Below are 13,733 nucleotides of genomic sequence, written 5' to 3' on the forward strand. Positions count from 1 at the left end.
CGAGTCTTCACCGGCGTGATGCTTAGGGTAGCCTAAGTCGAGTGGATCAGATCATGAGTTTGCCTTTCGGCGTCGCACTCGCGGCGCTCTTCGCGATTGTCATGATCCGCGTCAATGTCACCTACTGGATCGGGCGGGGAGCCGTTGCCGGATTCGCGCACACCCGCTTCGGTGGTTCTTTGGAACGACCCAAAGCAGCCCGGGCCCAGGCCTTGATTCAGCGCTGGGGACCGTACGCCGTCGTTCTCGCCTTCCTGACCATTGGCCTCCAAACGGCCATCAACCTTGCGGCCGGCGCTGCCCGCATGCCGCTCCGACGTTACTTGCCCGCGGCGGTGGCGGGTTCTGTCATCTGGGCATTGCTCTACGCCACCATTGGTCTGGCTGCTCTGGAGGCGTGGTTGGCGGTAGCAGCGGCATCACCGATCGGGGCTGCGGTGGGAGTCGCGGCCCTGGTGGCCGTCGTTGTCTGGGTTGTCGTGTTCCAACGGCGTCGGGCGAAGGCCAAATCAGCGGATACAGTGGTCTGAGTTCTACAGCTGGATCGGCGAAAGGCCTGGGTTGACTACTGCATTACCGGAACTGGCAGACGGCGATTTTTACTACGAATCCCTGGGCGAGGGCCGCTACCGGTCCACCATCCACGCCCAAGGCGCGTGGAATCCCCACGAACAACACATGGCTCCAGCCTCGGGCATCATCGCCGATGCCCTGGTCCGCCATGAACCACGGAACGATGTCCGCCTGGCGCGGATCAGCTACGAAATCCTCGGGCTGATTCCCGGCGGGGATTTCCAGGTCACCACCTCGACACTCAGGCCGGGACGAACCATTGAACTTATCCAGGCAGAGCTTTCAGCGGGAGGCCGTGTGGCCATCCGTGCTGCCGCCTGGCGCATGGTCACCAGTGACACCAGCGCCGTATCCGCAGTGGAAGACGAGCCCATGCCGGCCCCGGACGAATGCAAGCCGTGGGATGGCGCAAGTGTGTGGCCCGGGGGTTACATTCGCTCCTTGGAGATGCGACTCGCGGAGGGACACCGCCCCGGATCAGGGAAGGTGTGGATACGGACGTCCCACCCGCTGACCGACCAGGACGACAGCACTGAGCTTGCCCGCCTGATGGGCTTGGTGGATACCGCGAACGGCATAGCGGCCCGCGTTCCCCCGGGTGAAAACAGCTACATTTTTCCTAACGTCGATCTTCAGATCCACATGTATCGCGCTCCGTCGGGTGAATGGTTGGGGCTGGACAATAAGGTCTCCTTCGGAGCCGACGGCATAGGCCTGACATCCACCGTGCTTCATGATGTCCACGGACCCTTCGGCCGGGCTGAACAGATCCTGACGTTGAGGAAGAGTTGATGAGCGACTCGGAAGCAGGGCCGCGCCGGCTAACGGTTTACCGCCAGAAAGAAACCATGGGCGCGGCGGGAGACCTTGATTTCGCTTTGGAGCTTCTCCAGCGTGCCCGCAACGGAAATCTCGGCCCGTGTCTGCGCCTGTACCGTCCCCAGCCTACGGTTGCTTTCGGTCAACGCGACGCGAATTTGCCTGGTTTTCACGCAGCCGAGGAAGCGTGCCGGGAGCTCGGTTTCGAGCCACTCATCCGGAAGGCCGGGGGCCGCGCCGCGGCATATCACCAAGGAACCTTGGTGATCGATCATATTGAGCCGCACCCGGACGCGATAGTACGCGCCAAAGCCCGTTTCGCGGAATTTGGTGAGCTCCTGGCCGGCGCGCTTCGCAGCGTCGGCGTCCACGCCGCAGTAGGCGAAATTCCAGGGGAGTACTGCCCGGGGGAGTTCAGTGTCCACGGCGAAGACCCCGATTTCCCTGCCCACAGCATAAAGCTCATCGGCACGGCCCAGCGTGTGGTCTCCGGAGGGTGGCTTTTCAGCTCAGTGATCGTGGTGGAGGACTCCAAGCCCATCCGCGACGTCCTGACGGCGAGTTATGCCGCGCTCGGTCTCGAGTGGGACACCGCGACTGCCGGTGCCGCGAATGACCTGCTGCCGCATTTGGATGTCACTACTGTGGAGGATGCCGTGATTGAGGCTTACCGTGGCTACGCAGACATCGTCGACGGCGACTTCCGGACTCTGCTGGGCTAGTCGCCACAGCTCCGTTGAGCGTGTAGGTGCCCGGGTTTAGTCTGAGGTAGACAGGTATCCCGAGCACGCGGATCGCGGTAGAACAATGAGCCGGAGAAAGCGCCCTATTGAGGACTCTGACGTAGACATCAGCGTCAGCGCGCCCAAGAGATCCGCCGCGGGATTGCCAAGTCTGAGCGAAACACTCCCGCATGCCATGGCTGACATGGGCCCCTCCCGGGCATGGAAGACACTGCGGGCCGTCAATCAAAAAGACGGTTTCGATTGCATGAGTTGCGCCTGGCCTGACCCGCCGGAACGTAAAGCGGCTGAATTTTGCGAGAACGGTGCCAAGGCCATCGGCTGGGAAGCTGAACCACTCAAAATTCCCACGCAGTTCTGGGCCGAAAACACCTTGAGTGCCTTGGAGTCCAAGTCTGAGTATTGGCTTGGTCAGCAAGGCAGGCTGGTGGAGCCGGTCTTTAAGGCTGCAGGGTCCGATCATTATGTTCCTGTCAGTTGGGACCGGGCATTCGAAGTAGTGGCCCGCGAGCTGAACGGTCTTGAGAACCCGGACCACGCGACGTTCTATACGAGCGGAAGAACAAGCAACGAGGCCGCGTTCCTTTATCAACTTTTCGTGCGGGCGTACGGAACCAATAACCTTCCCGACTGTTCCAACATGTGCCACGAATCCACGGGTGTCGCCATGGGAGCGACCGTCGGAGTCGGAAAGTCAGCCATCACCTATGCGGACTTTGCCCAGGCTGACCTGATCATCATCATGGGTCAGAACCCGGGAACGTGCCATCCCCGGATGCTCACAGCCCTGGAGGAAGCGAAGGAAGCAGGCGCCGGGATCGTGGCCGTGAATCCCTTGCCTGAAGCCGGGCTGATTAATTTTCGGAACCCACAACGTCCCCGTGGTTTGGTGGGCAAAGGCACCGACCTGGCGGACCAGTACCTGCAGATCCGCCTTGCCGGGGACATGGCACTGTTGCAGGCTCTGTCCAAGCGTGTCCTGGACGCCGAGAGGGCTGCCCCCGGAACAGTGCTGGACCGCACGTTCATTGATGAGCATTGCCAAGGCTTCGTCGGGTTCGCGGCCCATCTGGCCACGCTGAACGAACGCGATGTCCTTACCGCGACAGGGCTCACCAGCGCGGACATCGATGATTTGGCCGCCAGGTACCTCCGCGCTGAAAAAGTCATCATCACGTGGGCCATGGGCATCACGCAGCATAAGAAGGCTGTCCCCACCATCAAGGAGATCATCAACCTGCTTCTGTTGCGCGGCAACATCGGCAAACCCGGTGCAGGGCCGTGCCCCATCCGTGGACACAGCAACGTTCAAGGTGACCGGACCATGGGCATTTGGGAGAAGATGCCGCCACGGTTCCTGGAGGCAATCCAGCGGGAGTTCGGATTTGATCCGCCACGGAATCCTGGCGTCGACGCTGTGGACAGCATCAAGGGCATGCGGGATGGCGGGATCAAAGTCCTGATCGCGTTGGGCGGCAACTTGGTGCACGCGATTTCAGACACCACGGTGGCTGAAGCGGCATTAAGGAAAACCCGATTATCAGTCCAAATCTCAACGAAACTGAACCGGTCTCATGTGGTGGTTGGTGAGCAGGCCCTGATCCTGCCAACGTTGGGGCGGACGGAGATCGACAGACAGGGCGGCGTAAAGCAGTTTGTCACCGTGGAGGACACCGTTTGTGCGGTGCATCGCTCGATGGGTCCGCTGGAACCCATAGCCCCGAACGTCTTGTCCGAGGTGGCCATCGTCAGCCGCATGGCCCAAGCTGTCCTGGGCGATAAAGTGCCGGTTGACTGGGCCGGGCTGGGACGCAACTATGACGCCATCCGGGATCACATATCCCGCGTCGTGCCGGGGTTTGAGGATTTCAATGCCCGCATCCGCGAGGAGGATGGCTTCGTCTTGCCTCACGGGCCAAGGGACAGCAGGACATTCCCCACAGCAACGGGCAAGGCCATGTTCTCCGTCAACGAGCTTGAAACCATTGTGATTCCGCGGGGCCGACTGCTTCTCCAGACGATCCGGTCACATGATCAGTTCAACACCACCACGTACACCTTGAATGATCGCTACCGGGGCATAAAGAAAGGCCGCATGGTCCTCCTGGTGAATCCATCGGACCTGGCCGAGTTGGGTTTCGAGGACGGCGGTTACGTGGACGTTCACAGCGAGGCCGACGACGGTGTGGACCGTGTCTTGCCCCAGTTGCGTTTGGTCTCCTATCCCAGTGCACGGGGCTGCGCCGCTGCGTACTACCCGGAGGCGAACGTCCTTGTGCCGTTGGATTCTACGGCCGAGGAGAGCAACACTCCGGCCTCGAAGTCTGTCATGATCCGGCTTGAGCCGGCTGCCGCCCCGGTGTACGAAACGGCAGCCGGCCATCGCGGGTGATGCCGCGGACCTGGCTGCGATGGGTACTTAGTGGCCCCGTGCAATCCATTCATCCAGATGCGGCTTCTCTGCGCTGATGGTGGTTGAATCACCGTGTCCGGTGAGGACCACGGTTTCCTCAGGCAGTGGGAGGAGCTTGGTCCTGATGGACTCGATGATGGTGGGGAAGTCGCTGTACGAGCGGCCCGTCGCGCCGGGTCCGCCCTGGAAGAGCGTGTCCCCGCTGAACAGTGTTTCTTTGCTAGGCAAGTGGAATGAGACGGACCCTGGTGAGTGACCGGGAGTGTGGATCGCTTTCAGTGTTGCGTCGGCGACGGTGAACTCGTCTCCGTCAACGATTGCCACATCGGGGTCGATTTCGGGGAACACTGCCCGCCACAGCATCCAGTCGTCCTGGTGCAGATGGATGGGAGCTTTGACGAGCTCGCAAAACGCGCCCGCGGAACTGATGTGGTCGTCATGGCCGTGGGTTAGCAAGATGGCTTTGACCGTACGGCCGGCAACTGCCTCGCGAATGGCTTCGGGGTCGTGGGCGGGGTCGATGACGATGCATTCGGAGTCGTCGCCGATGATCCAGACGTTGTTGTCCACGTCCCAGGTTCCGCCGTCGAGGGAGAATGTCCCTGAGGTGACGACGCGGTCGATGGTGATGTTGCCGGTGCTCACAGCTCTACCACCGATCGCAGGACGGCGCCCTGGTGCATTTTGTCGAAGGCTTCTTCTACCTGGTTGATGGTGATGCGCTCCGTCACGAACGCGTCCAGGTCCAGCTTGCCCTGTTTGTAGAGGTCCACCAGCATGGGGAAGTCACGGGAGGGCAGGCAGTCGCCGTACCAGGAGGACTTGAGGGAACCCCCGCGGCCGAAGACGTCCAGCAGTGGCAGTTCCAGGGTCATCTCCGGGGTGGGTACGCCCACCAGGACAACGGTTCCTGCGAGGTCGCGGGCGTAGAAGGCCTGCTTGTATGTTTCGGGACGTCCGACGGCGTCAATCACCACGTCTGCGCCGAAGCCGCCTGTCAGGGCCCGGATTTCTTCGACGGGGTCGCCAGCGGATGAATCCACGGTGTGTGTCGCGCCGAGTTCTTTGGCGCGCTCGAGCTTCTTTGCGTCGATGTCGACGGCGATGATGGTGGTGGCGCCGGCGAGCGCGGCACCGGCGATGGCTGCTACGCCCACGCCGCCACAGCCGATGACGGCAACAGAGTCTCCTCGTTTGACCCCGCCGGTGTTGAGCGCGGCTCCCAAACCTGCCATGACGCCGCAGCCGAGCAGTCCGACGGCGGCGGCATCGGCGTCGGGGTCTACCTTGGTGCATTGCCCCGCGGCCACCAGGGTCTTTTCGATGAACGCGCCGATTCCAAGGGCAGGTGACAATTCCGTGCCGTCTTCGAGCGTCATTTTTTGGGTGGCGTTGTGGGTGTTGAAGCAGTACTGGGCTTGGCCGCGGTTGCAGGCGCGACAGTTGCCGCACACTGCGCGCCAGTTGAGGACGACGCGGTCGCCGGGGGCGACGTCGGTAACGTCAGGGCCGACTGCGCTGACGACGCCGGTGGCTTCGTGGCCGAGCAGGAACGGGAAGTCGTCGCTGATTCCGCCGAGTTTGTAGTGGAGGTCGGTGTGGCATACGCCGCTGGTGAGAATGTCCACCAGGGCTTCGCCGGGTCCGGGTTCGGGAACCAGGATGGTTTCTAGGGTTGCGGGTGCGCCTTTGGAGCGGACGACGACACCTTTGACTGCGTGGACCATGGAGATGTTCCCTTCGGGCTCTAGGAGAGCAGGCCCCTTAATGAAGCAGGGCCCGCTACGGATTCCCATTCTGTCTATCACAGGTGGCAGACAGTGCGTGGATTGTTCCGTGCGGGCCCAACAGCGGCAGTGTGGGAGGCTATGCGGCCAAGCGGTTCTCGACCTCGGCGGCTGAGGGGTTGGTGGCCGCAGTTCCGTCAGGGAAGAGCACGGTGGGGACGGTGCGGTTGCCTCCGTTGAGCTGCTCGACGAGTTCGGCGGTGCCATCCACTTCTTCGATGTTGATCTCGGTGTAGCCGATGCCCTTGGCGTCCAGCTGCTTCTTAAGGCGGTTGCAGTAGCCGCACCAGGTGGTCGAGAACATGGTGATGGTGCCGGAGTCGGGAGTGAAGTCCACAGAGCTCTCCTCAGTGTTGGTCGTTTGCGCGGGATGGTTCGTTGCTATCAACGGTAACCCGCGTCGGAATAATTCCCGTTCGGCCGCGAACCCGGGTTACGTCACATGGTGCGCTGGTGCGTTCTTGGAGGAGAGGGCAGACTGTTGCCATGTGTGGACGTTATGTGATGGCCCGTGCGGTGGGAGACCTGCTCGCCGATTTCGACGCTGAGCTTGAGAACGAGATTGCCCTTGAAAAATCGTGGAATGTGGCCCCGACGGATGCCGTTCCCATCGTGTTGGAGAGGCTCATCGATGAGGACGTGAAACGCCAGCTCCACGTAGCCAAGTGGGGTTTGGTGCCCTCATGGGCCAAGGACCCCAAAGGTGGTGCCAGGCTCATCAACGCGCGCAGTGAAACGTTGCTGGAGAAGCCGTCCTTCAAGAAAGCCGCTGTGGCCAGGCGTTGTGCGGTTCCGGCGGATGGCTACTACGAATGGAAGAAGGGCGAGGGCAAGAACAAGCAACCGTACTATGTGCACCCGGGGGACGGCCAGGGTTTGGTCTTCGCGGGCTTGTACGAGTGGTGGCGGGACCAGTCAGCATCCCCTGATGATCCGGGCCGTTGGTTGCTGTCCATGTCCATTCTGACTGCCGACACCCCAACAGCAGATGAGGCGCGAACAAGGCGCAGTGCCTCAGTGTTTGACGAACTTACGTCACTCCATGACCGGGTTCCGTTGCCCATGAGCACTGAGACGATGGAAGCGTGGTTGGATCCTAGGGAGAAGGACGCCCAAGGCTTGGTGGACATGGTCCGTTCCAGGGCACACGACGCGGCGGCCGGTTGGACGCTGGACGCGGTAGGGGCCGCCGTCGGAAATGTCCGTAACAACTCGCCGGAACTTATTGAACCGGTGGAAGGTCTCTTCTAGGAGTCAGAGGGCTTCGGTAACCGGCACGCCGGATTGGAATTCCCGGCCGTCGGCTTCGCTGAAGCCTGTCATGACGTGGCCTTTGCTGAGCCCGTGGATGGCAGACATCGGGAAGTTCCCCGTGATGACGTTGCCGGAGTGCTCCACGCCCTTGATGTCGTAGTTTTCCTCGGCACTGAGGGAGTGGTTGAAGGAATAGAACGAGATCGCCTCGCCGTTCATGAACTCGATGCCGAGCCTGCGCTGTGAGGAATAGTCCTCGCTTGCAGCAACAAGGCCCACGACGTAAGCGCCGGAGCCTGGTATGTTGCCATCGATTTCGAACCGTGCCACGAGGTTGTCGTCTTCGGCGGAGATGTTGACCTGCTTCAGGAGTGCGTCATTGGTGCTCATTCCACAATCCTGCTCTGTGGACCGGCTGCCGTCCACCCCTTGGGTGTCATCCTCACCCTTATCCCTCCAGGAGGCGCCGGAGGCTTCTGGCTACGGTGGCGCCGTCAATGTCCTGGCCTTTGCGGGCGGTCAGCAGGTGCATGGCCAGGCCGTCGCCGTAGTCGGACACTGCTTCGGCCCGGGCTCTTGCTTCAGTTATGCCCATGGCTTCAAGCAGTTGCGCCAACGCCGATACCAGCCGCTCATGCCCGGCTGCCACAACATCGGGCTGGTCGAGGGCAAAGGCGAACCTGGCTCGGGTCAGTTCGGCGTTCTCATGCGCGAGTCCCATGACCGCTCCGGCGATCTGCTCCGCCAAGGCGGCTACCGACGTCGGGATTTCCGTTCCACCGCGCTGGAGCAGGAGGCGGTCCCGTTCTTCAACGCGGTCGACGGCGGCCCCCATCAGTGCTGCCCGGTTGCGGAAATAGTTCGAGGTGGTTCCGACGGCGACGCCCGCGTGGGCGTCTACGGCCCGGTGGGTGAGTCCCTTGAGGCCTTTGGCAGCAACCACGGCAAGGGCGGCGTCGGCAAGTTCTGTTCGGCGGTCCGGCATGGCGAAAGTCTAGCTTCAACCCCTATCACTACTACAAATGTAGTAGTACAGTGTGGCCATGGAAAAAGTGGACATCATTGGTGGAGGAATCGCCGGGTTGGCGCTCGCAGGACGACTCGACCCCGGCCGGTTCGACGTCACCGTGTATGAGCAGCGGACCGAACTCCCGTCCGTTGGAACTACCTTGGCCATGTGGCCGGAAGCCCAGCAGGCGTTGGCTGAGTTGGGGATACTCGGGGCCGTGCGGAGTCGCGGAGCCATTATCAAAGCCGGCGCACTTCGCCGCCCCTCGGGAGAGGCCCTGCTGTCCATGGAAGGTGAAGGGCTGGTAGGAGTGTCCCGCCCCGAACTGCTGAGACTGCTGGACACGGCGGTACCAGCTACCGTGCGCCGGGTAGTGCAGAGAGTGGATCGCCTGCCGGGCCATTCCGGGTTGACCGTGGGTGCCGACGGAGTCAACAGCATTGTTCGGCGGGACTTTTGGGGCCGGCGAAGTACGGCCAGGCCAACGCCGTTCCTTGCCGTCAGGGGCGTCGTTCCAGGAATCCCATCCCCTCAAGACGTAGGTGAATACTGGGGGCGCGGTCAGATTTTCGGCCTGGCACCTGCCGGAGGTGGAACCAACTGGTACGCCTCCTTCCGCTCAGACCTGGGCCCGGACAAGGTGGACGTCGCAGAGGCGCTTGAAGTGACCCGGGACCGCTATGCCAACCACGCACCCGCAGTGAAGGAACTCCTCGCCCTGGCCAGCCCCGAAACATCGCTTGCGCAACGCATCTGGACCACCCCGGCCCTCGGCCGCTACGCACGTAGGAACGTCGTGCTGGTAGGGGATGCCGCTCACGCAATGACCCCCAACCTGGGCAGGGGCGCCTGCGAAGCGCTCATCGACGCTGTGACCCTGGGGGGCCTGCTGAATGAACTGCCCACGGAGGAAGCGCTCGCCGCCTTTGGCAGGAAGCGGGTTATGCGAACACAACTTCTCAGGCTGGCTTCTTCCCTCATGGGGAGCGTGGCACTCGCACAGGGCGCACAACCATGGCGCGACGCTCTGCTGAAGCAGGTGGGCAAGAGCGTAGCGCGAACCCGGGAAAGGACCGGAACTTCGAAGTAGGTTTTGTGTGGGCGTCGGCGTAAACTGGATTTATTCGAACATACTTTCGAATAAGGTTTCCGGCGTAAAGAGGTGTGGATATGGGGCTGTTCAGCGAGTCTGTCGGAGTCATCTGCACCGACACAGGCCAGCCACAGGAAGTCCGCTGGAAAGGCACCCGGTACACAGTCACCAATGAACCGGTCCGATGGTACGAAAGGCGCCAATGGTGGCTTGAAGAGAACCGCGCACCACTGGGGACCGGCGCCGGATTGGTCGACCACGAAATCTGGCGTGTACAGCTCCTACCCACCGCAGCCGACGCCGAAACCAACCATTCCATCACCCTTGACCTCGTCCGGCACGTGGGCAGCGGACGCTGGAGACTCCTGCGCATCCACGACGCCGCACCAGCACGCGCCGAAGAACCCGAAGAAGCAGCGTGAACCTTGAGCTTTACCCACCTGCACGTCTCCACAGCCTTCAGCGCACACTACGGCGTCTCCTGGCCCGATGAACTTGCCCAAACAGCTGCAGCAAACGGAGCCACAGCGCTCGCCTGCACAGACAGGGACGGCCTATACGGCACCATCAAACACCTCAAAGCATGCATGGACGCAAGCATTGACCCCATCGTAGGGGTGGACCTGGCAGTATTCGACGACGACGGCGACCACCGCACCCAAGTCGGGGGCCGCGTCGTCGTACTCGCCCACGGCAACAACAACGGCGCCGGGTACAGGGCACTCTGCCGCCTCATATCCGACGCCCATGCACGCACCTCAGGAAAAGCCGGGGGAGCAGTCCCTGCTGCAGTCACACGGGGAGAACTCGCCTCAAGAACCCTTGACCCCAAAACCCTCAAACCAGTCCTGACAGTGCTGATAGGACCCGACTCCGACGTCGGCCTTGCCATGGGGGGCCGCAAATACCTCAGGCCCAGAACCCTCTTCAAACAGTGGATCGACGCCATGCCCCCCGGCACCATGGTCGCCGAAGTTGTATCCCACCTCAGCGCCCCGGGAGAGCCGCTCAGCACAGCCCACGCAGTGCGCATGCTCAAACTCGCCCTCGAATACAACATCCCCGCAATCCTCAGCAACGCAGTCCGCTACTGCGCCCAGGACGGCGCCGCCACCGCAGACGTCCTCGACTCCGCACGCACCCTCAAATCCCTCCCGGAACTCTCAACAGCACCCCCGCTGCAACCAACCGGGATGCTCCAACCAACCGGGCAGGGCTGGCTGAAGACACCGCAGCAAATGCTCCAACTCGGTAAAGAAATCATGAACGCCGCAGGCCAAGGAAAAGCCGACCTCACCAAACTCCTCGCAAACACCGAAGCGCTCGCAGATAAATGCCGCATCAATCCTGTCCTCGATATGGGATGGAAAAAACCCGTAGTCCCCGAGGCCTCCATCATCGGCATCGACGCAGACCCCATGCTTGAACTCACCCAACGCTGCGAAGCCGGAATCACCAGAAGGTTCCCGGGCATCAACGGAGATGCTGAAAAACACCTGCGCTCGCGGTTGGAGCACGAACTCGGGATCATCGGCAGGCTTGGCTTTGCCTCCTACTTCCTTACCGTGGCAGAAGTTTCACGGATGATCCTGGATATGGGGGTCCGGGTTGCCGCGAGGGGATCCGGTGCCTCAAGCCTGGTCAACTACTTGATCGATATCAGCCAGGTTGATCCGATCCGCCATGACCTCATCTTTGAACGCTTCCTATCCGGCCGGCGGTCCACCCTTCCAGACATTGATATTGATGTGGAAAGTGCTGAAAGGCACAACGTCTACCGAAAGATCTTTGACCGCTTTGGGGCCGAACGGGTCACCCTGATGAGCATGCAAAACGGCTACAGGGCACGTGGTGCAGTTCGTGATGCCGGCATGGCCTTGGGGATGCCGGACGATGAAGTCGGTGAGATCGCCAAGCAACTGTGGAGATTCTCTGCACGCAAATTCCGTGAGGCCTTGGTTGAGAAGCCCGAGCTGCGTGATTTTGCCGGGCGGGTGGAAAGGGGAGCCTTGGAGGAGAACCAACAGCTGGACCTGTTGGTTGACCTTACCGAAAGGCTGGATCGCCTTCCCCGGCACATCTCCATGCATCCTTGTGGAGTGATTCTGGGAGATGCCACACTGCTGGATCGAACACCCGTCCAGCCCAGTGGCTTGGGCCTGCCCATGAGTCAATTCGACAAACATGACATGGATCCCATGGGCATGCTCAAACTCGATGTCCTGGGAGTGCGCATGCAGAGTGCCATGGCCTTTGCGGTTCGGGAAGTGATTCGGCTGCATCCTTCCAAAGCTGAAGTGGTGGCAGCAGGCAGGCATCCAATCGAGCCGGGCGGGGATGGTCCTGACTACATTGCCCCTGACGGCAGGATCGACCTCAATGCCGTACCTTTCGACGACGAACCCACCTATGAGCTGATACGCAGTACCCACACGCTTGGTTGCTTCCAGATCGAATCGCCGGGACAACGGGAACTCATTGGAAAGATGGCTCCCCGGGAATTCAACGACCTCATCATCGACATCTCGCTTTTCAGGCCCGGACCCATGAAATCCGACATGGTGCGACCCTTCCTGGAACACCGGCACGGCTTTGCTCCTGAGATATATCCCCACCAGGACCTCAAGCCAGTCCTGCAGGAAACACACGGGGTGACTGTTTTCCATGAGCAGATCCTGAAGACCTTCCACGTCATGACCGATTGCGGTTTGGACAGGGCCGACGAGTTTCGTCGGGCCCTGGGCGACGAAGTGCAGGAACCGGGAGTGGAGAAGTACTTCCGAAAGGAAGCGATCAAGAAATACAGTCCCGAAGTGGTGGACAAGGTCTGGGGAACCCTGAAAGCCTTCGGCAGTTTTGGTTTTTGCAAAGCCCACGGTGCTGCCTTTGCTGTGCCCACATATCAGTCTGCCTGGCTCAAGGCCCATCACCCCGAGGCCTTCCTCGCCGGGCTGTGGGAACACGATCCCGGGATGTATCCCAAGCGACTGCTCGTTGCTGAAGCCCGCCGGCTAGGCATTCCCATCCTGCCTTTGGATATCAACAGGAGCCAGGCTGAATACCGGGTGGAGAAAATCCAGCAAGGCACCAATCATGGAAAGCTCGGAATCCGCTTGAGCCTCACTGGGATCTATGGGCTATCAGGCGCAGAACTGAAGCGGATCGTGGCCGGGCAACCGTACGATTCCCTGGCAGACCTCCGGGCGCGGGCGAGGGTGAGTAAACCAAACATTAAAAGACTGGCCCAACTTGGCGCCTTTGATGCCTTGCACAAAGACTCCGGTGGAAAAGCGAACCGGGCCGACCTCGTACAACACTTGCAAGCACTCCAAAGCAACCCTTCCAAAAAAGCCACCGATGTCATTGAGGGACAACTGGCGTTTGCCTTGGGCGATGTGGAACTGCGGAACCTGGCTCCGGAACTGCCTGCGCCCACAATGGTGGACAACGTCAGGGCGGAACTCGATCTCATGGCTGTGGATGTCAGCGAGCACTTGATGGAAAGCCACCGGCCACTGTTGGAGAAGTTGGGAGTCACTACGGCTGACAAACTCCTCAGCCTGCGCAATGGGACCGAAGTCCTGGTGGCGGGGGTCCGGATAGCGACACAAACCCCGCCCATGCGGGGCGGGCGGCGCGTTGTCTTCATCAGCATCGATGACGGCACAGGTTGTGTTGACTCTGTCTTCTTCCATGAAGCCCAGGAAGAATCGGGGCCCCTCTTGTTTGGTACCCGCATGCTGTTGATTCGTGGAACCACCAGAAGGACCGGTCCCAAGGGAATCAGTCTGAGTGCCAGCAAGGCATGGGACCTCAGCCGGCCCGAAGCATTGCCATATTCCGAACTCTTGCCTGCCGAAGTTGGTCTACCGGATGAATACACCCACCACGGGCCCCTTCATGGCATCTCCAGGAACCTCGCCATCACTGGCCTGGGAAGCTGAACGCGCAGCAGAATCCTTCCTCGGGCAGCCGAATCCGGCGCCGGCGCGCTGCTTTGGCCGCCTTCGCTGAAGCGGATACGATTGACGGTGGCTGGCTG

13 protein-coding genes are annotated in these 13,733 nt (G+C 61.2%); 8 read left to right on the forward strand and 5 right to left on the reverse strand.

Annotated features, from left to right (window positions below; genetic code table 11):
- The first annotated feature begins 41 nt into the window (after positions 1 to 41).
- The 4 genes from AC1RJY_RS09925 to AC1RJY_RS09940 all read left to right on the forward strand — a co-directional run bounded on the left by AC1RJY_RS09925 (position 42) and on the right by AC1RJY_RS09940 (position 4,527).
- Positions 42 to 530 (forward strand): DedA family protein, encoded by a 489-nt coding sequence (locus AC1RJY_RS09925; RefSeq protein WP_011775003.1) that lies wholly within the window; start codon positions 42 to 44, stop codon positions 528 to 530.
- A gap of 31 nt (positions 531 to 561) precedes the next feature.
- The gene (locus AC1RJY_RS09930; protein ID WP_014922003.1) at positions 562 to 1,365 is read left to right on the forward strand and encodes a thioesterase family protein; all 804 of its coding nucleotides are present in this window, start codon (positions 562 to 564) and stop codon (positions 1,363 to 1,365) included.
- Positions 1,365 to 2,114, forward strand: coding sequence for a lipoate--protein ligase family protein (locus AC1RJY_RS09935; protein ID WP_043806123.1), 750 nt, complete (start codon positions 1,365 to 1,367; stop codon positions 2,112 to 2,114). Before AC1RJY_RS09930 ends, AC1RJY_RS09935 begins: the two co-directional genes overlap by 1 nt.
- Before the next feature lie 85 nt (positions 2,115 to 2,199).
- Positions 2,200 to 4,527: an FdhF/YdeP family oxidoreductase gene (locus AC1RJY_RS09940; RefSeq protein ID WP_014922001.1), complete on the forward strand. Its 2,328-nt coding sequence runs from the start codon at positions 2,200 to 2,202 to the stop codon at positions 4,525 to 4,527.
- A gap of 27 nt (positions 4,528 to 4,554) precedes the next feature.
- On the opposite strand, the gene AC1RJY_RS09945 is transcribed toward AC1RJY_RS09940, so the two are convergent.
- The 3 genes from AC1RJY_RS09945 to AC1RJY_RS09955 form a co-directional block, all read right to left on the reverse strand.
- A complete protein-coding gene (locus AC1RJY_RS09945; RefSeq protein ID WP_498602234.1) occupies positions 4,555 to 5,193 on the reverse strand; it encodes an MBL fold metallo-hydrolase in 639 nt (212 codons plus the stop codon).
- On the reverse strand, positions 5,190 to 6,275 hold the full coding sequence (locus tag AC1RJY_RS09950; RefSeq protein ID WP_159703023.1) for an S-(hydroxymethyl)mycothiol dehydrogenase: 1,086 nt from the start codon (positions 6,273 to 6,275) through the stop codon (positions 5,190 to 5,192). The genes AC1RJY_RS09945 and AC1RJY_RS09950 overlap by 4 nt, the downstream gene beginning before the upstream one ends.
- A 139-nt stretch (positions 6,276 to 6,414) precedes the next feature.
- On the reverse strand, positions 6,415 to 6,672 hold the full coding sequence (locus tag AC1RJY_RS09955; RefSeq protein ID WP_014922000.1) for a mycoredoxin: 258 nt from the start codon (positions 6,670 to 6,672) through the stop codon (positions 6,415 to 6,417).
- Positions 6,673 to 6,821: 149 nt separating this feature from the next.
- On the opposite strand from AC1RJY_RS09955, the gene AC1RJY_RS09960 reads away from it, so the two are divergent.
- Entirely contained in the window at positions 6,822 to 7,586 is a 765-nt protein-coding gene (locus AC1RJY_RS09960; protein WP_187329879.1) for an SOS response-associated peptidase, read from the forward strand.
- A gap of 3 nt (positions 7,587 to 7,589) precedes the next feature.
- Here the strand turns inward: AC1RJY_RS09960 and AC1RJY_RS09965 are convergent, their stop codons facing one another.
- Together AC1RJY_RS09965 and AC1RJY_RS09970 are read right to left on the reverse strand one after the other, a co-directional pair.
- A complete protein-coding gene (locus tag AC1RJY_RS09965) occupies positions 7,590 to 7,979 on the reverse strand; it encodes a hypothetical protein (protein WP_014921999.1) in 390 nt (129 codons plus the stop codon).
- 58 nt (positions 7,980 to 8,037) lie between these two features.
- Positions 8,038 to 8,574: a TetR/AcrR family transcriptional regulator gene (locus AC1RJY_RS09970; protein ID WP_014921998.1), complete on the reverse strand. Its 537-nt coding sequence runs from the start codon at positions 8,572 to 8,574 to the stop codon at positions 8,038 to 8,040.
- Between the two features lie 52 nt (positions 8,575 to 8,626).
- On the opposite strand from AC1RJY_RS09970, the gene AC1RJY_RS09975 reads away from it, so the two are divergent.
- The 3 genes from AC1RJY_RS09975 to AC1RJY_RS09985 all read left to right on the forward strand — a co-directional run bounded on the left by AC1RJY_RS09975 (position 8,627) and on the right by AC1RJY_RS09985 (position 13,635).
- On the forward strand, positions 8,627 to 9,688 hold the full coding sequence (locus AC1RJY_RS09975; protein WP_498602235.1) for an FAD-dependent monooxygenase: 1,062 nt from the start codon (positions 8,627 to 8,629) through the stop codon (positions 9,686 to 9,688).
- Between the two features lie 80 nt (positions 9,689 to 9,768).
- Entirely contained in the window at positions 9,769 to 10,113 is a 345-nt protein-coding gene (locus AC1RJY_RS09980; protein WP_014921996.1) for a DUF6504 family protein, read from the forward strand.
- A 3-nt stretch (positions 10,114 to 10,116) separates the two neighbouring features.
- Complete coding sequence (locus AC1RJY_RS09985; RefSeq protein WP_210063753.1) at positions 10,117 to 13,635, forward strand: DNA polymerase III subunit alpha; 3,519 nt, start codon at positions 10,117 to 10,119, stop codon at positions 13,633 to 13,635.
- The last annotated feature ends 98 nt before the right edge of the window (positions 13,636 to 13,733 follow it).

The organism is Arthrobacter sp. GW822-FHT05G07, from assembly GCF_058799755.1.

Excerpts from the sequence above, each read along its gene's own strand:
- AC1RJY_RS09935 (WP_043806123.1), top strand. The coding sequence starts at position 1,365 with ATGAGCGACTCGGAAGCAGGGCCGCGCCGGCTAACGGTTTACCGCCAG.
- AC1RJY_RS09940 (WP_014922001.1), top strand. The coding sequence starts at position 2,200 with ATGAGCCGGAGAAAGCGCCCTATTGAGGACTCTGACGTAGACATCAGC.
- AC1RJY_RS09950 (WP_159703023.1), bottom strand. The coding sequence starts at position 6,275 with ATGGTCCACGCAGTCAAAGGTGTCGTCGTCCGCTCCAAAGGCGCACCC.
- AC1RJY_RS09960 (WP_187329879.1), top strand. The coding sequence starts at position 6,822 with ATGTGTGGACGTTATGTGATGGCCCGTGCGGTGGGAGACCTGCTCGCC.
- AC1RJY_RS09965 (WP_014921999.1), bottom strand. The coding sequence starts at position 7,979 with ATGAGCACCAATGACGCACTCCTGAAGCAGGTCAACATCTCCGCCGAA.
- AC1RJY_RS09970 (WP_014921998.1), bottom strand. The coding sequence starts at position 8,574 with ATGCCGGACCGCCGAACAGAACTTGCCGACGCCGCCCTTGCCGTGGTT.
- AC1RJY_RS09980 (WP_014921996.1), top strand. The coding sequence starts at position 9,769 with ATGGGGCTGTTCAGCGAGTCTGTCGGAGTCATCTGCACCGACACAGGC.